Raw genomic sequence first — 18,654 nt, 5'->3', positions numbered from 1 at the left:
CGGGGTGGAGCAGCCTGGTAGCTCGTCGGGCTCATAACCCGAAGGTCGTCGGTTCAAATCCGGCCCCCGCAACCAATCATTTAAACACCTGAAAGGGTGTTTTTTTGTTTCTGACGTTCCCAAAAGCCGCTTCAGCCTCTCTCTGCCCTGAAAAGCGCGCGGATAGCCCGGCTACCCGCACTCTTTTACCGATGGGCCAGTGCCGCCCCACTCTCCACATACGCTTTGATGCCGTTCAGAATCGCCTCTGCCACCTGATGCTGGTAACGGGTGGTTCGCAACTTGCGCTCCTCCTCCACATTACTGATAAACGCCGTCTCGACCAGAATTGACGGGATATCAGGCGCTTTCAGCACCGCAAATCCGGCCTGATCCACGGTGCGTTTGTGCAGATGGTTGATGCGCCCCATGCGATTCAGCACCTCTTTGCCGAATTTAAGGCTGTCATGAATAGTCTGACGCTGCACCATATCGAACATGGTGTGATCGAGATAGCGGTCACCGCTTTTGCTGACGCCGCCAATCAGGTCTGATTCATTCTGAGTCTGAGCCAGGAAACGAGCCGCCGCCGAAGTGGCACCGCTGGTTGATAAGGCAAACACTGAAGAGCCGCGTGCCGCGCGGCTGGTAAAGGCATCCGCATGGATCGACACAAAGAGGTCGGCACGCTGTTTACGGGCTTTGGCAACCCTGACGCGCAGCGGAATAAAGACATCTTCATTGCGCGTCATATAGGCTTTCATATTGGACTCTTTATCGATCAGCGCTTTGAGTCGCCGTCCAATCTTCAGCACAATATCTTTCTCGCGGGTCTTATATTTGCCGTGCGCGCCCGGATCTTCCCCACCGTGACCGGGATCGATCATGATAATGATCGGACGATCGCGCCCCGCTTTGCCGGGTAAGGGCGCCTGCACCCCTTCATCTTTCTCCAGATCGCCCTGGTTGTAATCTTTCAGCAGGGCCAGCAGTGGATCGTCCTCAACCTGGTTCTGGCTCGGATAGAGATCGACCACCAGCCGGTGATTGATCCCGGCGACCGGCGAGAGATTAAAGATCTTCGGCGCGACGTTGCGCTTTAATTCCAGTACCACGCGCACCGTGTTGCTGTCGAACTGACCGACACGGGCATTTTTAATAAAGGGATCGTCGACCCGAACCTGCTTATCTACCCCTTTCAGAACCGGATTGAGATGCAGCCCCTGAATATCAATCACCAGGCGTTCGGGATTGCTCAGCGCAAACTGCTTGTACTTCAGCGCAACATTGGACTCCAGCGTCATCCGCGAGTAGGTCGATGAGGGCCAGATACGCACCGCCACAATGTGGTTCTTCGCCGCCAACCCTGTCCGGCTGACGCTTAACAGCAGTAAGGCGCCCGTCCCCTGTAAAAATCGTCTGCGTGAAAAATGGGAATTAACGTCTGACATGCCGCTCCAGCTGCTGTGTAATGTCTAAAAAAGCGCCAGTTACTAAAATGGCGGCGAAAACTTTATCCAATCCGCAGCATGATGTCACCCCGGAAACCCTAAATAATGCAGGCTGTTAGCGGCTTTGACACCCAGAAAAACGTAAATTTTCGTCAGGATTAAGACTTGCAAAACCGGACGTAAAAGCATAAAAATACAAAAAATACGAATAAACATTCACTGAGGGTTGGCCGTGAAGGAACGTAGTACCGAACTGGTTCAGGGTTTTCGCCATACCGTTCCCTATATCAATGCCCACCGGGGTAAAACCTTTGTCATCATGCTGGGTGGCGAAGCGATTGAGCATGAGAACTTCTCTGGCATCGTTAATGATATCGGCCTGCTGCACAGCCTGGGCATTCGCCTCGTCGTGGTGTATGGCGCACGCCCGCAGATTGATGCCAGCCTGGCTCAGCAGCAGCTGGAGCCGGTTTACCATAAGTTTACCCGGGTCACCGACGCGCAATCGCTGGAGTTAGTGAAGCAGGCCGCTGGCCGACTGCAGTTAGATATCACGGCCCGCCTCTCAATGAGTCTCAACAACACGCCGCTGCAGGGCGCGCATATCAACGTGGTCAGCGGCAACTTCATTATTTCACAGCCGCTGGGCGTGGATGATGGCGTGGATTACTGTCACAGCGGCCGTATCCGTCGTATTGATGAAGAGGCCATTCATCGTCAGCTGGATAACGATGCGATTGTGCTGATGGGCCCGGTTGCGGTTTCAGTTACCGGCGAAAGCTTTAACCTGACCTCGGAAGAAGTGGCTACCCAGCTGGCGATTAAACTCAAAGCGGAGAAAATGATCGGCTTCTGCTCTGAGCAGGGCGTGCTGAACAGCGAGGGTGAAATCATCTCCGAGCTCTTCCCGAATGATGCGCAGGCCCGTATCGATGAGATTGAAAAGGAAGGCGATTATCTTTCCGGGACCGTTCGCTTCCTGCGTGGGGCGGTGAAAGCCTGCCGCAGTGGTGTTCGCCGCAGCCATTTAATCAGTTATCAGGAAGATGGCGCGCTGTTGCAGGAGCTCTTCTCACGCGACGGTATCGGTACCCAGATCGTTATGGAGTCGGCAGAGCAGATCCGTCGCGCCAATATCAATGATATCGGCGGCATCCTCGAACTGATCCGTCCGCTGGAGCAGCAGGGTATTCTGGTGCGTCGCTCGCGCGAGCAGCTGGAAATGGAAATTGATAAGTTCACCATCATTCAGCGCGATAATCTGACCATCGCCTGTGCAGCACTCTATCCGTTTATGGATGAAAAGATTGGCGAAATGGCCTGTGTGGCGGTTCATCCTGACTATCGCAGCTCTTCACGCGGTGAGATGTTGCTGCAGCGCGTGGCACTTCAGGCACGCCAGATGGGGCTGGAAAAACTGTTTGTGTTAACCACCCGCAGCATCCACTGGTTCCAGGAACGCGGCTTTACACCGGTAGATATTGAGTCGCTGCCCGAGAGTAAAAAAGAGATGTATAACTATCAGCGCCGTTCAAAAGTGTTGATGGCCGATCTCACCTGATTCAATCCGTAAGGGACAGGCACCCCCCGCGTGGGCTGTCCCCTCTCTTCTCAGCCGGTTTCTCCCAGTCGCTCCACCAGACCGCTGCGTCGCTGCGTTTGCAGCTGCACGGCACGCTGAAATACGCCGGGTTCGCTGTAGATGGTCAGTTGCCGCCGTGCACGTGTAATCGCGGTATAGACCAGTTCACGGGTCAGCACCGGCAGAAACTGCGTGGGCATCACCAGCGCGGTATGATCAAACTCCGAGCCCTGTGATTTGTGCACCGTCATCGCCCAGGCCGTTTCATGTGAGGGTAACCGGCTCGGCTGAATCGCCTTGATCGATCCATCCGGCAGCGGGAAAAAGACCTTCAGGTTGCCCTCTTCATCCCGCATCGTCATGCCGATATCGCCATTAAACAGGCCGAGCGCGCTGTCATTTCGGGTGATCATCACCGGACGCCCTTCATACCAGCGGCTGCCCATGCCAGGACGACGGATGCGCTGCAGCTGCATCAGTCGCTGCTCAATACGCTGGTTCAGACCCTGCACGCCAAATGGCCCGTCACGTAATGCACACAGCAGCTGATAACGGCCAAAAGCGGCAATCACTTCTGCGGGCGACGACTGCTGTCTGATCAACTGCAGGAAGGGCTGATAACCCTGGGCTACTTCATCCAGCATCGCCTGATAAGCGTCAGCGCTGTTCAGCGGCTGGTAACTGATATCCTCATAAGCCGCAGCAAATACCGCCCTGACCTGCTCTGCATCGCCACGGTTGATCGCTTTTGCCAGCTGGCCGATGCCTGATGAGTCATCAAAACGATAACTCTTCTGCAACAGACAGATACTGTCGCGGACTGCGGGTGCCTGCACATCGTCACTGCCCTGCAGTGTGCAGCCGGTCAGCAGGGCGAGCTGTTCTGCCCGCGCCAGGCTGTAGCCGCTTTCGGTGCAGCGGCAGATGTCGCCCAGCACCGCACCGGCTTCGACCGAGGCCAGCTGATCGCGATCGCCCAGAAACACGACGCGGGCATGGGCAGGCAGCGCGGCGATCAGTTTTGCCATCATTGAGAGATCGACCATCGACGCTTCATCAACCACCAGCACATCAAGATGCAGTGGGTTACCGGCATGGTAGCGCAGCCGCTGAGTGTCGGGCTGAGCGCCCAGCAGGCGATGCAGCGTGGTGGCTTCGGCAGGAAAACGCCGGCGTTCTTCGTCGCTGACCGCCAGATCCTGCAGTGCGCTGCCCAGTGACTCGGTCAGCCGCGCGGCGGCTTTGCCGGTCGGTGCCGCCAGCTGAATCCGCAGTGCACCGGGATTCAGGCGAATCAGGGCAGCGAGGAGTTTCGCCACTGTGGTGGTTTTACCGGTACCCGGCCCGCCGGAAATAACCGCAGTCTTGCGGGTCAGCGCCACGGCCGCCGCAATTTTCTGCCAGTTCTCCGGCTGGTCGTCAAACAGGCTGTTCAGCACGTCGCCTGCAGCATGCATATCAAACGCAGTTTTTACTTCCTGCGCAGCGAAGAAGTCGGCGACCCGGCCTTCGCTTTGCCACAGCCGATGCAGATATAAACGCTGGTTGCTCAGCACCAGCGGCGTAACCAGGCTGCCATCACTGACAGCCGACCAGTCAGCAAAGCGTGCTGTCCAGTCTTCCGGCGCACCAGCGGCGTGCCAGATCGCCTGAGCCAGCGCAGGCTGGCGACCAGCGAACAGATTCGCTTCGCAGAGGTTGCTCAGCGGTAAACAGACGTGCCCCTCACCCGCGTCAGCGCTGACGCAGGCCGCAGCGAGCAGCAGCCCAGGCTGTGATTCCGGGGCCACCAGTTGGGCAAACTGTATATCCAGCGGTCGCAGGAGACGCTTCTCTACCGCCTGCAGCAGCAGACTCAGCATGTCACTCATAACATCTCCCCGGTTTCACCAAACAGTGCATCAATTTCTTCCACAAAGGCTTCAGCAGGTCGGGTGGCGAAAATGCCGTTGTCCGGCGAGCTGCCATCCATCCCGCGCAAAAACAGATAAAACACCCCACCAAAATGACGCTGATAGTCGTAGTCCGGCAAACGATGCTGCAGATAGCGATGCAGCGCCAGCGTATAGAGCTGATATTGCAGATCGTAGCGGTGGCCAATCATCGCCTGCGCCATCGCCTCTGGCGTGTAAGCGGCGTGGCTATCCCCCAGCCAGTTCGATTTGTAGTCGAGCAGATAATATTTTCCCTGCCAGCGGAAGACCAGATCGATAAAGCCCTTCAGCATGCCCCGCACCTGACGAAAATCCAGGGGGGCGGCCTGCTGAGAGAGACTGTCGTGCCGGCGCAGCAGAGCGTCAAGATCCGCCGCAGTCAGCAGATTGTTGATCGGCAGATAGAACTCCATCTCAATCAGGCGTTCGCTGCTTTTTATCGCCGACAGCGTCAGCCCCTCAGCATTGAGCGGCGTATGTAAGACCCGGTCAATCCACTGTTCCAGAACCGGCAACCAGCTCAGCGGATAGCCATTATGCTGCAGCTGATCTTCCAGCCAGACGCTGTCCGGCGGTTCGGTAAAGTCGATCGACTCAAACAGACCGTGCAAAAACGTACCAGGTGCCGCTCCGCGCGGAAAGTGGTGGGGTGTCAATGCAGCCTCTTCACCCTTCTCTTCTTCGCCCGCTGCATCAAGATCAAAGTTGGGCATCGCATCCAGCAGCGCCGAGCTGTGATGCTGTTGCAGGCCTGAATAACTGGTTACCCGCCAGACGTCAGCCAGCGCGCGCGTAATGTCGCGGCTGCTTAAAACCTCATCGCCCTGCTGCGCATCCTGCCACATTTCTCCCGGCAGCAGAGCCTCTTCAACCAGCGCAATCCCTTCACCGGTTAACGCATTCAGTCGCTGACTGAGCTGCTGCGCATCCGCCGCCTCGCCCTGCTGCACCAGGTAGCCCAGCGCGCTCTTGTGCAGGTCGCTTTCGCCCTCTTTTTTGCGGGTGCCTTTGATCAGTGGCGCAATGCCGACGCTGCAGTGATAGACCGAACGGGTCAGCGCCACGTAGAGCAGACGCAGATCCTCCGCCAGGCGCTCCTCTTCGGCCAGCGCCAGACTTTGTGCATCACCCTGCACATCCAGCAGTGCCGTGAAGGTGTCGCGATCGTGATAAAGCGCGCTGGCCGCCTCGCGGAACCCGGCAGCAAATGGCAGCCAGACCAGCGGATATTGCAGTCCTTTCGATTTATGGATGGTGATGATCTGCACCAGATGGCGGTCGCTTTCCAGACGCAGCTGCTGGCTGGAGGCCTGGCTGTTTGGCCGGGCAATCTGCTGCGCCAGGAAGCGCACCAGGGCGTGCGGACTCTCCAGCTGCACCGAAGCCTCCTGCAGCAGTTCACCCAGATGCATCAGGTCAGTCAGGCGACGTTCACCGTTCTCCGAGGCCAGCATATTCTCTGCCAGCTGCCGCTTGATCATCACGTCACGCAGCATCGGTAACACGCCGCGTTGATGCCAGAGTTGCTGCCAGACGGCAAACTGCTCCACCAGCGCATCCCACTCACGTTCATTCTGTGTCAGCGCGTCGAGCGTTGCTGCATCAATAGCAAAGATTGAGGTCGCCAGCGCGCTGCGCAGCAGACGTTCCTGCTCAGGTGCCTGTATCGCCTGCAGTAACCAGAGCAGTTCGCGCGCTTCCGGCGTGGTGTAGACACTGTCCCGGCTGGAGAGATAGACCGAAGGAATCGACAGCGCATTCAGCGCGTCGCGGATTAAACCGGCCTCATTACGACTGCGCACCAGCACGGTGATATCGGAAGCCCGCACCGGCTGCAGCGCCTCGCCTTTGCCCAGGCGGGCGCGCCCCTGCTGTCCGGCCACCAGCCAGCGGCTGATATCGGCCGCACACTGCTGTGCCATAAACTGCTGGTAATCGCTGTTACCCACGCCCTCGCCAGGCTGCAGCCAGAACCGTAACGCCGGTTGCTGCTGCTCGTCAAAAATCAGTTTCAGCGACTGATTGGGCGCAGCAGGCTTAACTGGCTGAAAGGGGATCGCCGAGAACAAAAAAGGCGAATCGAGCTGAGAAAAGAGGCGGTTGACGCTCCCGACCATCTCAGGTGATGAACGCCAGTTGGTATCGAGCGTGTAGTGAGCGCTGACTTCGTTTCTGGCCCGCAGATAGGTAAAAATATCCGCACCGCGAAACGCATAGATCGCCTGCTTGGGATCGCCGATCAGAAACAGTGCCTGTTCAGGCTGATTAATATAGAGCGTGCGGAAGATGCGGTACTGCTGCGGATCGGTATCCTGGAATTCATCAATCAGGGCCACCGGGTAACGCGCCCGGATGGTTTCTGCCAGCAAAACGCCACCTGGCTGCTGCAGCGCTTCATCCAGTTTACTGAGCAGATCGTCGAAGCCTAACAGCGCACGTAACCGTTTCTCGCGCTGCACCGTGGCGCGCACATCGGTCAGCGCCTGCGCAATGATGACATCCCGCAGCGACAGCGGTTCTGCCAGAAACTGATCGATCGCCTCAAAAAGCGAATGACGCGGCGCTTCACCCTTTTTAGTTTTCTCCTCCAGCACCTGCTGTCCAAAGCGCTCCAGCTCTTTGGGCAGCTGATAATCCAGCGTGTCACTGCTGGCCCACTGCGTGACGCGGGCGACCCAGTTGGGCAGATGTTTACTGCTGTAGCTGCGCTTATCAACGCCAGATGCAGTGATAATGCCCTCAACATCGGCGCTGAGCGCCTGCCACTGCTGCTTGATGGCCTCGATGCGCGCCAGATTGCGGGCGTGCCGTGATGCCAGCGTCTCATCGGCGGCAGGCGGACGTTTCAGCCCCGGGGACTCCCCCTGTAGCCAGGGGCGCAGCGTGGCCAGCAGACTGTCCGGCCCGCTCCACTCTGCGGCGATGATCCGCGCCACATCCAGACTCAGTGGATAGCACTGACGACGCCAGAAATCGGCGGCCGACTGCTTCAGCAGCGCCTGCTCATCTTCAATCAACTCCTGCTCGAACAGCATGCCCGACTCAAAGGCATTGAGATTCAGCATCCGCTGACAGAAGCCGTGAATGGTAAAAATGGCGGCTTCATCCATCTGCCGCTCGGCAGCCAGCAGCTGCGCGGCGGCCTGAGCCAGATCAGGCATCTGCTCCAGCAGTAACTGGTGCATCGGATTGCTGCTTTTGCCGCGGATACAGGCCAGACGTAGCTGATGAATATTCTCGCGGATGCGCCCGCGCAATTCGGCGGTCGCGGCCTCGGTAAAGGTCACGACTAAAATTTCTTCGACAGAGAGCGGCCGGCTGTAGGCGTTTTCACCGCCCAGTCCCAGCAGCAGGCGCAGATAGAGCAGACCAATGGTAAAAGTTTTTCCGGTGCCCGCTGACGCCTCAATCAGCCGCTCGCCTCTGAGCGGCAGCGTTAAAGGATTCAGCGATACGGGAGGTAACTGCGTCATTGGGTCTCACTCTTTACCGGCAGCGACTGCTGCAGTTGTGCCACTTCACTCCAGGTTTTCCAGCCAGGCTGACGGGCAAACTCAACTTTGCCATTGCCGGTGCCTGCAATCTGCGAGGTCATCACCATGCCCTTATGTTCGATCACGGCCTGCCGGAAAAAGTCTGCCAGGCTGGTCGGGGTTAACCGCTGAACCTGCTCTGTCATTTTTTGCCGGGTATCAAAATGATCATTCTGCCGATCAAAGTCGCGGCTAAAGCGATCCGCTTCCTCAAAGAGCGTCTGAGGACGCTGCTGCAAATCATTGATCATCGCCTGCTGATACTGGGCAAAGTCTGCCTGGCTCATACTGCGCAGACGTTTTTCCGCCTGCGGGTAGAAGGCCTGATAGCGCTGCAACAGCCAGCCCGGTTGTTTGCTGTTACTTTGCAGCAGGAAGCCGATCCCCCACTGGCGACCCACAGGCATCTGGAAGGCAAACACCGCGTAGCCGAGCTGCTCTTTGGTGCGTAACTGATTGTAGAACCACGGCTGCACAATCTGGCTCAGCATGGAGCTGTGCGCCATGCTCTGATATTCACTGTATCCCAGTGGAACATAGAGCGCGGCAAGAGCGGAGTCGGTGCTGCTGCCTTTTTGTTGCAGGTTGGCTTTCAGCGGTTTTTTAATCGAGACATACTGACTATGCCAGTCGCGGGTCGCATGACTCTGCATCTGCTGTTTAAGCTCATGCCCCAGCTGCGTCACGCTGTCAGCACTGAGGTTGCCCACTACCAGCATCTCCGGCGTCGCGTCGCGGAACAGCGTATCGCGATAGTCAGTAACATCCTTAAGTGAGAGTGTGCTTACCAGCTTGCGGCGAGCCTCGCGCTGGGTATATGGCAGCTGCGACAGCAGTTGCATCGGCTGAATCGCCTGTTCAAACGCTTTGCCCTTTTCCGCCGCGTCCAGCCGCTCCAGATACCAGGATTTCGCCTGCTCCAGCTGCTGTTCTGTCGGCTGGAAAGTGGCATAACCTTCCACCAGTTTCTTCAGCAGGGTCGGCAGACGCTGAGTGAAGCCGTTGGCGCTGAATACCAGCCCTTCATCTTCACCCGTTGAGAAGCTGATACCGCCCACTGAAGCCTGTGAATTAAGCTCGTCCAGCGCCAGGCTGGAAAGGTAGTCATTCAGGCCAAACAGCACCTGCTGACGGGCATCACTGATGGTGTGCTTATTGCGTAACGCCAGGGTGATCGCCGCTTTTGGCTCGCTGGCGTAATAACGACTGGGCATCCAGTAAATACGCATATCATCCTGGTTATCCAGTCTCACCGGATGCTGATACGTTTTGCCGTCTGACGGTAACAGGGTGAAGTCGTCCGGGATATAGGGGTTCAGCACGGGCATCGCCAGCGTAATCTGGCTGGCGCGCTGCTGCCAGTCTGCAAAGGTTTGTGGGGTTATCTTCTCAACCTGATAAGGCGAATCCACAAAATAGGCTTTTTTGTTGTGCGGCTCCTGCGGGCTGATGTACCAGATACGCGCATGCTGCGGGGTCATCTCTTCCAGCCGGGCATTAATCGCGGCGGCATCGTACTGATCCGCCAGATAAGGTGCATCCAGCGTATGTTCAACCGGTACGCGCAGCATGGTGTCGGCCAGCCATTCAATGTAATCCATATCGCGGGTAATTGAGGGATAGCGGAAGTCGAGCGCCAGCACATGCGAAACTTCATCGAAATAGCGTTTATCATCCCCCTGCTGACGCAGAAGATTGATGTAGCTGAATATCGCCGCCACGACCTGGTCGCGCTGCGCCAGCCCTTTATCAGTCAGTGACGCGGTAATCGCAAACACGCCGCTGTTACGCTCGGTCATTGGGTCAGCACCCGCATTCACCCCGTCGGCCAGTCCCTGTTTTTGCAGCCAGTCAGTCAGCGTGTTTTTGCTGCGGTTACTGATTAAATAGCTGATCAGCGTGTCGGTTTTACTGCGGAACCGATCGCTGTTGTTGGCAATGCGGAATTCAATTTTGAGCTGCTTGCGCGGCTGAGCCGGAACGTAATGGATGATGATGCCCTGCTGCGCATCGGTCACCACCGGCACCGTAATCTCCGGCACGCTGGCGTCATGATTTTGTACCCGGCCAAAGGTTTTAGCCGCAATCGACGCCATCTCCGGCAGCGGTTTGTTGCTGTAGATCACCGCTTTCATCAGATTGGCGGAGTAATGCGTATGATAAAAGTCCTGCAGCGCCTGGTGCAGTTTGCTGCCTGGCTTATCTTTCAGGGTCTCAAGATTGCCGCCCGAAAAACGTGACGCCGGATGCGCCGGGTTCAGGGTTTCTGCGCCGACCTGGGCCATACGCAGGCCATCGCGCGAGCGCGCCATGGTCAGCTCGGCATTCACGGCGTGGCGCTCGCGGTCAGCGTTAACCGGATCCAGCAGCGGCTCAGCCACCGCATCCGCCAGGCGATCAACCGCCGGTTCCAGCGCGTCATTTTCCACTTCCAGATAAAAGGCGGTGCGGTAAGAGGCTGTGCTGGCGTTGTGGCTGCCGCCATGTTTTTTCAGGAATTCAGCCAGGTTGTCGGGCTGCGGGTAGTGCTTTGAACCCATCAGCACCATATGCTCAAGGTAGTGCGCCAGTCCCGCCTGCTGATCGGGATCGTCCAGCGATCCTATCGGCAGCGTCAGCGCCGCCAGCGATTTCGGTGCCACAGGATCGGAAACCAGTAACACCGTCATCCCATTATCAAGCCGGATAGCCTGATAGTGGCGGGGATCCTGTTCACTTTTGCGAATAGTGTCGTTAACCGGCTGCCAGCCTGATGATGCCTGCTCCTGCGCCTGCGCTGTGCAAGCCATCAGGCTTAACATTAGCGCCGCTATCCAGCGTGCGTGTACCCGCATGTAAACCCCTCTCGTTTCCCGATAAACCGCCAATGTCGGACGCGGCGGCTCAAAGCAGAGCAAAATTTCTGTGTAATGAGTCAGTCAGCAAAAACGCCTTCTGATCGGCTATTTATCATCCTGATGTGCAGCCAGCACCGGTAAATACCAGCGCTGTGCCGCCTCAGTTATCTGCTGTAGTTGTGGCTCATCCAGCACCCGGCAAAGACGTTGCAGATAGGGATCGCTGCCTTCACCCTCAAGCTGATAGTTGCCTGACCAGGCCGTCAGCAGGCGATTACGCGCCTTAAGCTGGGTTGCCTCATCAGTCAGTAACTGCTGACTTTTTTTGTCGTAGCTGGCGGTCAGCCATGCGCCGCCACTTTTGTTAAGCAGCATCAGCGGCTGACGCATACCCGCGAGATACCCCGTGACATACTCATTCAGCGCAGCAATCGCCTCTGCCTGCGGCACAGCAAGGAAGCACCAGCGGCTCTGCTGCCGGCCAAACATCCGGCTGCTGCCGGTGCCGCCCAGCGCGCAGTAGACCAGATGTTCCAGCCAGAGTAGCAGTCCGTCGTTCATGTTGAGTACGCCAGGCCGCCAGCGCAGCAATCCATCACTCTGAACCTGCGTCAGCCACCCGGTTAAGCTGACCTGCTCCAGTTGCAGATTCACTTCCCAGCTCTCGCCGTCGCTGCGCTGGGTGACCACTTCTGCCGCTACTTCCTGCATCTCATCGCGCTGCGCCTGCCAGAACAGCTCACCGAACGCGCCATAAGGCAGATTACCGGCCGCACGATGGTGCGCATAAAGCCGCTGAGTATCCTCGCCTTCGACCAGGGCATTCAGCAACTGCGCGTTGATCTGATAACGCTCAAGGTTGTCGAGCGCAAACGGCTCGCTGTCGGGCAGTTCGTTCTCCTCCAGCCAGAAACTCACGCCAAGCCGCTGGTGGAACCAGGCCCGGACCGGATGTCGCCAGAAGCGCAGGAACGCCTCCAGCGTCAGCGCGTCAATTAACGGCGCCTCCAGCGGCTGCACAAAATCGGGCTGCGGCTGCCCCGCGCCTCGCGCAGCAGGCAGCCACTCACGGGCGAAACTTTGCAGTCTGGCAGCAGGCTGGAAGTTTTCGGCAGCAAACGGCATCCGGCTGTGCAGGTGCTGCAGGTGCATCCGCACTCGTTCGGCACTCTCATCCAGTTCAAGATGACCATCACCGTCCAGATAAAAACTCTGTCCAATGTAATCCAGCAGTTCTGTGACCAGCACCGAGGGGTAGCGTTCCGTATTATCCTGAATCGCGCGGCCGATATAACTGATATAGAGCTGCTGCTGTGCCGAAATCATCGCCTCCAGGAAGAGATAACGGTCATCATCGCGGCGACTGCGGTCGCCTTTGCGGGACTGCTGCTGCATCAGATCAAAACCTAACGGTGCTAAAGTACGGGGATAGACGCCGTCGTTCATGCCCAGCAAACAGACCAGCTGAAAAGGAATGGAGCGCATTGGCATCAGGGTACAGAAGTTAATCTGCCCCGCCAGGAAACGCTGACTGATGCGCTGTTGATCAAGCCGGCTACGCAGATCATCGCGCAACAGCGCCACCGGAATCGCCTCTTCAAACCGCGCATCCATGCCATATTCAATCAATTGCTGCCACTGCTCTTCCACCAGCAGCAAGGCGGCCTCGGTTTCTGCATCGGGGCTGAAAAAGGCATTGAGCAGTTCCCGGCACATGGGCAGCCAGGCCGCCAGTGGCCGGGGTTCGGCAAGCAGCTGCCGCCAGTGATTAAGCCGGGAGAGCAGCTCGGCCAGATGTCCCGCCAGCTCCCCCACCAGACCACCCGACTCGTCATAAGGCAGAATTCCTTCCCAGTCACCGTTGTGGCTCTCCATCGCATAACCCAGCAGCATACGCTGCAGGCCAAAGCGCCAGGTGTGCTGGCCGGTAACCGGAAGTGACAGAGCTTCTACGCTGGCATCATCCAGCCCCCAGCGTACCCCCGATTCGCTGACCCAGCGCCGCAGTAAACGCAGGCCGCTTTCATCAATGGCGAAGTGGGAAGCGAGCGCCGGGACATCGAGCAGCGCCAGCACATCCTCCGAGACAAAACGGCTGTCCGGCAGTGCCAGCAGATGCAAAAACGCCACAATGGCCGGATGAGCCTGACTGGCACGGCGATCTGAAATCGCAAACGGCAGATAGCGATCGGCAGGTGCATTGGCGAACACCGCCTGAATAAAAGGGGCGTAGGCGTCGATATCCGCCACCATGACGATGATGTCACGTGCTTTCAGCGTCGGATCGGCCTCCATCATTGCCAGCAGATGATCCTGCAACACTTCAACTTCGCGCTGGGCACTGTGGCAGACCTGCACCGCAATTGACCGATCCTCCGGATCCAGGCAGCGCTTCTGATCGCTGTGTGCCAGTTCCGCCGCATTCAGTCCGATGATGGCGTTATCCTGCAGATTGAGAAGATCGTGCTGCATACAGTGCAGCAGGTTGTCCGGCTCCACATCGACAAAAGCATCGATGTCGTCGTTTGACTCCATCTGACTCAGCAGAAACAGGTTGTCACGTCCCAGCTTGCCCCATGAGGCGAGCAAAGGGTTGGTCAGTTGCTGTTCACCGGCGTCGTTAAACAGCGCCGGTGCCTGCTCTGCATCCCGGAAGAGTCCGCGTGATTCATCAGCACCATGGCGGCGGCGCTGACGACTTTGCAGTTTCGCCAGAAACGCATAATCCTGAATATCGCCCCAGTAATCGCGGCAGGGATTGGTGAACAGCAGATGGATGTCGATGTGACGTCCCAGCGCCTGCAACGCCTGCAGATAGACCGGCGGCAGCGCAGAGATGCCACAGATAAAGACCCGTTTGGGCAGATTTTCCGGCGTGCTTTTCGCCTGATCCAGCGTCTGGATAAATCGTGCATAGAGGTTGGCGCGGTGCCATTCAGGCTGGCGCAGGGCCTGGGTATAACTCACCAGATCGCGCCACAGTACGGCCTGCCAGCGCTGCGCCTCGCCCAGCCCCTCAATGGTTTCGCCGCGCTCCCAGCTGTTGAGCCAGTCGGCACGATAGACCAGATACTGGTCGAACAGATCGGCCACGCGGGAGCTGAGCTGAAACAGTTTACGCTTGTCGCCGTCGTCATGGAGATAGTGGCGCAGAGAGGTAAACTCTTCATGCTTCAGCATCTCCGGCAGCCGGTGCATCAGCTTCCAGCCCATGCTGGCCTTACTGAAAGCACTCTCTACCGGGATATCGGGCAGTACGCGGACGAACATCTCCCAGATAAAACTGGCGGGCAGCGGAAATTCGATATTGGCAGCAATACCAAAGGTTTGCGCCAGCTCCATCTGCAGCCACTGCGCCATACCCGGACTCTGCACCAGCACCATTTCTGAGGCGAAAGGATCATCAAGAGGGTCATGTTTAATCACCGCAGCCGCCAGAATCTTCAGCACATCAAGCTGATTTGAGTGATAAACGTGAAACATGAAAACTCCTGTGATAACTCAGAACGTGACTGCGGTATTGCGGCTCTGTCACTTTACCGCGTATCGCGGTTGAAACCCATCAAAAGGGCGACCGGGGAGAGTTAACATCGCAGCCGCGTCAGGGTGGCACGGCGCTGATAAGGTCCCGTCACGTCAGCCCGATCCAGAGTGCAGCCTGAAGGACCGCTCTGCTGTTGCAGTATTGAAGTCCAGCCGGGACTCTCATGTCCCATCAGTTGCTGCTCAGCCACCCGCCATGCCTCACGCTGATACCACTGCTGGCTGAATCCCAGTGCCAGTGCGCGATGATAGTGCAACAGCGTGCTGCTGCTTAATGCCATTAACAGCAGAGCAAACAACACTTCCGGCAGGCTGAATCCACCGCGCTTACTGGCAGGTGGCCGGGGGCGTGAGCGGGCAGTAGTCAATCCAGCCGTGCGGCAACGCGGTAATCTGATTGCCCCGTAACCGTACCCACTGCCAGACCGCCATACCACTGCCGCTGGCCTCCCCTTTAAGCAGACCTTCATCCTTTTCACCTCGTTGTAAACAGCTGCGCCAGCCCTGGCGATCATCCTGCTGACAGCTGGCCGCCTCACTGGCTGACCAGCTCAGGGAGAAGCCCCATTGCAGCGCAGACTGCGCCCGCCAGAAACCCTGAATAAACTGCTGCTCATCCGCCAGCAGTCGCATTCCCTGCTCAGACATCTTACGGCTGGCATGCAGCGTAAAGCTGCCAATGACCATAATCATCAACACCATGCCCAGAGCGCTGCTGCCTCGCTGCTTCACAGGTTATCTGCCTCAACCCAGCTCTCCATCGTTTCAAGCCAGCGTCCGGCCCGTGCCTGCAGCACTATCCTGACCTGCGTGCCCTGCTGGCTGACGCTGAACTGCTCCAGCGTCATAAACACGGGATCGGAGAGCCGCTCCCAGCCCGCTGACTGACACTGATCAACACCTCGCTGCATCTCAAGCTGCTGTTGTCGCAGGCGATAACCGTAATAGTCACTCTCTGCATGGCTCACCCCTTCCCATTTACCGTTGCTGTTCTCATCCCAGCGCAGCAGCAGGCAGTTCTCTCTGATTTGCAGCGCCCCACTGCCACACTCACCGTGACAATAACCGGCACGCCGCACCGCTTTTTCCAGCGTCGCCATCATCTGCTGTAACTCCTGACGCAGCTGCGCCCGTTGCATCACGCCGGCGTTCTCTGCCAGCAGCAGCGGCAGAAAACGGCCAGCACTTAACATCACGACGGCGCTGATTGCCAGGGCGATCAGCATCTCCAGCAGGCTGAATCCGGCCATTTTCAACGACACGTCTCCTCATCCGTCATGCAGAGGCGAATACGGGCTCTGGCCGAGATAATCAGCCGCATTCGTCCGGCGCTGTTACCCAGCTCAATGCTGCCCGCCCGGGCCACATTACGTCGGCCATAGAAGCCCGGTTCACCCCGGATGCCATAGAGCGAAACGCCAGCGTGCGGCGCCACGAATTGCAGCCGTTTTCGGCTATCACACCCTGCAACGGGGGACTTCCGGCACCGATGCACCAGGGATCGCCAGGCCGTGACCATAAAACCAGATCGCTATTTTGCCGGTTGGCCTGGGCACGCAGCCGAAGCAGGAATCCCTGCAGTTGCTGGACGCTGTCGCGCAGTTGCAGCCGCTGTTGCCAGCGCTGCCAGCCATGCAGCGCGGCAACGCTCAGCATGCCGGCAATCACCATCACCAGCAGCAGTTCCGGCAGGGTAAAACCGCGTAAGTGTGCTGTTTTCATAGCGTCAGAATGCGGGTGATGAACAGATGAAACAAGGCGCGGTTTGGCAGGCTGGAAAGCACGACGCAGAGAATCTTCCCCAACAGCATGAATTGGCAGAAGCGTGCGAGCGTTGCCGCAGATTTACCGGTTGGCGGGCAAAAAAAAGCCCCGGCGAAGTGCCAGGGCGTTATCTTTTATCGCGAATCAGATGGCGACAGGGGCTTTGATCGCGGGATGCGGATCGTAGCCTTCAATCTCAAAATCTTCGAACTGATAGTCAAACAGCGACGCCGGTTTGCGTTTGATAACAAGTGATGGCAGCGGACGCGGTTCGCGGGTCAGCTGCAGGCGCGCCTGCTCCAGATGGTTACTGTAGAGGTGGGTATCACCGCCGGTCCAGACAAAGTCGCCCACCTGCAGATCGCACTGCTGCGCCACCATATGTACCAGCAGCGCATAGCTGGCGATGTTAAACGGCAGGCCCAGGAAGATGTCGCACGAGCGCTGATAGAGCTGGCAGGAGAGTTTGCCGTCCGCCACGTAGAACTGGAAGAATGCGTGGCAAGGGGCCAGCGCCATCTCGCTCAGCTCGCCGACGTTCCAGGCAGAAACGATAATCCGGCGTGAGTCGGGATCGCGCTTCAGCTGCTCCATCACCTGGCTTAACTGGTCAATCTCCTGGCCGCTGGCCGTTCCCCAGCTGCGCCACTGTTTGCCATACACCGGGCCGAGATCGCCATTCTCATCCGCCCACTCATCCCAGATGGAGACGTTGTTTTCTTTGAGATAACCGATGTTGGTATCGCCTTTCAGAAACCACAGCAGCTCATGAATAATTGAGCGGATATGACATTTCTTGGTGGTGACCAGCGGAAAACCATCCTGCAGATTGAAACGCATCTGGTGACCAAAAATTGAAAGCGTACCGGTGCCGGTACGGTCAGCTTTTGGCGTGCCTTCGTGCAGCACATGTTGCATTAAATCCAGATACTGTTTCATTTTTCCTCGCGAAATTGTGGCTGCGGGCGACGACGATACGCCCAGATCATCATAATAATACCGGCAATAATCATCGGCACAGAGAGGATCTGTCCCATACTGATTCCGCCTTCAAACAGGCCAAGCTGGGCATCCGGCTGGCGGAAGAACTCAACGATAATACGGAAGGCGCCATAGCCAATCAGGAACAGGCCAGAGACGCTGCCCATCGGGCGTGGCTTACGAATAAACAGATTCAGGATGATAAACAGCACTATCCCTTCCAGCACCAGTTCATAGAGCTGCGAAGCATGACGCGGCAGCACGCCGTAGGTGTTGAGCAGCGCCTGGTATTGCGGATTGGTGGCAGCCAGCGCGACATCTTCGCTGCGGGAGCCAGGGAACAGCATGGCATAGCGGAAGCCCGGATCGACACGGCCCCAGAGCTCACCGTTAATGAAGTTGCCGAGACGACCGGCACCCAAGCCGAACGGGATCAGCGGCGCGATGAAATCAGCCACCTGGAAGAAATTACGTCGGGTGCGGCGGGCAAAGACCAGCATGACGACAATCACCCCGATGAGACCACCGTGGAACGACATACCGCCATCCCAGACTTTAAACAGATAGAGTGGATTTTCTAGGAACAGCGGTAAGTTGTAGAACAGCACATAGCCGATGCGTCCACCCAGGAAGACCCCCAGGAAACCGGCATAAAGCAGGTTCTCCACTTCCTCTTTTTTCCAGCCGCTGCCCGGCTGATTGGCGCGGCGGACAGCCAGCCACATGGCGAAAACAAAGCCCACCAGATACATCAGACCGTACCAGTGAAGCGAAACCGGTCCAATCGAGAAGATCACCGGATCGAACTGCGGAAATGCAATATAGCCGTTATTCATCATTCACCGTCTATTTTTCTACCCTGAAAAGGGGCGTTGTCAGGCACATAAATTAAGGCTGCGCATCATAGCACAGCCGGTTTTGTGAATTGTCCCGCAAATGTAAACGCGGATAACGCCCAGAGTCTGACCCGTCAGGCGTACATTGTTGCAGCCAGACTGGTCATTTACAGCGCGCAACAACCGGAGCTTACACGTAGTACGTGAGGATTAC

11 protein-coding genes and 1 pseudogene are annotated in these 18,654 nt (G+C 57.5%); 1 reads left to right on the top strand and 11 read right to left on the bottom strand.

Translation table 11 applies throughout. The annotated features are described in order from the left end of the window. Positions 1-185: 185 nt before the first annotated feature. Positions 186-1,430 (bottom strand): N-acetylmuramoyl-L-alanine amidase AmiC, encoded by a 1,245-nt coding sequence (amiC, locus tag NR201_RS13770; RefSeq protein ID WP_256849859.1) that lies wholly within the window; start codon positions 1,428-1,430, stop codon positions 186-188. 232 nt (positions 1,431-1,662) lie between these two features. On the opposite strand from amiC, the gene argA reads away from it, so the two are divergent. Next, positions 1,663-2,991: an amino-acid N-acetyltransferase gene (argA, locus tag NR201_RS13765; protein WP_010248624.1), complete on the top strand. Its 1,329-nt coding sequence runs from the start codon at positions 1,663-1,665 to the stop codon at positions 2,989-2,991. 50 nt (positions 2,992-3,041) lie between these two features. Here argA and recD read toward each other — a convergent pair whose 3' ends face one another. The 10 genes and pseudogenes from recD to lgt form a co-directional block, all read right to left on the bottom strand. Then, the gene (gene recD / locus NR201_RS13760; protein ID WP_182505069.1) at positions 3,042-4,883 is read right to left on the bottom strand and encodes an exodeoxyribonuclease V subunit alpha; all 1,842 of its coding nucleotides are present in this window, start codon (positions 4,881-4,883) and stop codon (positions 3,042-3,044) included. Further along, on the bottom strand, positions 4,880-8,419 hold the full coding sequence (gene recB / locus NR201_RS13755) for an exodeoxyribonuclease V subunit beta (RefSeq protein WP_158149025.1): 3,540 nt from the start codon (positions 8,417-8,419) through the stop codon (positions 4,880-4,882). Before recB ends, recD begins: the two co-directional genes overlap by 4 nt. After that, entirely contained in the window at positions 8,416-11,313 is a 2,898-nt protein-coding gene (gene ptrA, locus NR201_RS13750) for a pitrilysin (RefSeq protein ID WP_256849858.1), read from the bottom strand. The genes recB and ptrA overlap by 4 nt, the downstream gene beginning before the upstream one ends. A 108-nt stretch (positions 11,314-11,421) precedes the next feature. Continuing rightward, positions 11,422-14,799: an exodeoxyribonuclease V subunit gamma gene (recC, locus tag NR201_RS13745; protein WP_256849857.1), complete on the bottom strand. Its 3,378-nt coding sequence runs from the start codon at positions 14,797-14,799 to the stop codon at positions 11,422-11,424. 101 nt (positions 14,800-14,900) lie between these two features. Continuing rightward, positions 14,901-15,161, bottom strand: coding sequence for a prepilin-type N-terminal cleavage/methylation domain-containing protein (locus NR201_RS13740; protein ID WP_022623816.1), 261 nt, complete (start codon positions 15,159-15,161; stop codon positions 14,901-14,903). A 25-nt stretch (positions 15,162-15,186) separates the two neighbouring features. Then, positions 15,187-15,591: a DUF2509 family protein gene (locus tag NR201_RS13735; protein ID WP_033769930.1), complete on the bottom strand. Its 405-nt coding sequence runs from the start codon at positions 15,589-15,591 to the stop codon at positions 15,187-15,189. After that, on the bottom strand, positions 15,588-16,115 hold the full coding sequence (locus NR201_RS13730; RefSeq protein WP_022623818.1) for a prepilin peptidase-dependent protein: 528 nt from the start codon (positions 16,113-16,115) through the stop codon (positions 15,588-15,590). Before NR201_RS13730 ends, NR201_RS13735 begins: the two co-directional genes overlap by 4 nt. Further along, positions 16,112-16,581 (bottom strand): annotated as a pseudogene (locus tag NR201_RS13725) (prepilin-type N-terminal cleavage/methylation domain-containing protein). Before NR201_RS13725 ends, NR201_RS13730 begins: the two are co-directional and overlap by 4 nt. 186 nt (positions 16,582-16,767) lie before the next feature. Next, positions 16,768-17,562, bottom strand: coding sequence for a thymidylate synthase (thyA, locus tag NR201_RS13720; protein ID WP_010248642.1), 795 nt, complete (start codon positions 17,560-17,562; stop codon positions 16,768-16,770). Next, on the bottom strand, positions 17,559-18,440 hold the full coding sequence (lgt, locus tag NR201_RS13715) for a prolipoprotein diacylglyceryl transferase (protein WP_010248645.1): 882 nt from the start codon (positions 18,438-18,440) through the stop codon (positions 17,559-17,561). The genes thyA and lgt overlap by 4 nt, the downstream gene beginning before the upstream one ends. Positions 18,441-18,654: the final 214 nt, after the last annotated feature.

It is taken from the genome of Pantoea sp. Fr-CA_6, from assembly GCF_024520895.1.
Lineage (GTDB): Bacteria > Pseudomonadota > Gammaproteobacteria > Enterobacterales > Enterobacteriaceae > Pantoea > Pantoea agglomerans.
The sequence above is the reverse complement of the archived record's forward strand: the minus strand, read 5'-3'. Positions and strand labels throughout refer to the sequence as shown.